The organism is Pseudoruegeria sp. SK021, assembly GCF_002119405.1.
Classification (GTDB): domain Bacteria; phylum Pseudomonadota; class Alphaproteobacteria; order Rhodobacterales; family Rhodobacteraceae; genus Meridianimarinicoccus.
In genome coordinates, this window is the sequence record NZ_MTBG01000150.1 from 1 (window position 1) to 257 (window position 257).

Annotated in this window: 1 pseudogene; it reads left to right on the forward strand. The window is 54.1% G+C overall.

The annotated features are described in order from the left end of the window. Positions 1-128 (forward strand): annotated as a pseudogene (locus BV911_RS19005) (transposase); the annotation flags it as partial. Positions 129-257 lie beyond the last annotated feature (129 nt).

Genomic DNA, 257 nt, shown 5'->3' on the forward strand with positions numbered 1-257 from the left:
ACATTCACAACCACTGGGACGGCCTACAAACCTTCCTGACAGACGGCCGCGTCGAGATCGACTCCAACAAGGTTGAGAATTTGATCAGGCCGATTACCCTGAATCGCAAGAACGCATTGTTCGCCGGGCCCGGTGTTTGTCAAACTAGTTGTCCGCCGATTTCATGCGGCGTCTCTGATTTCAGGGGCGCTGAATTCGTTTTCTGGATTCAGCCAGACAGGTCCGGCCGGTTGCCAGTTTCGGGTTTTTCCTGACCA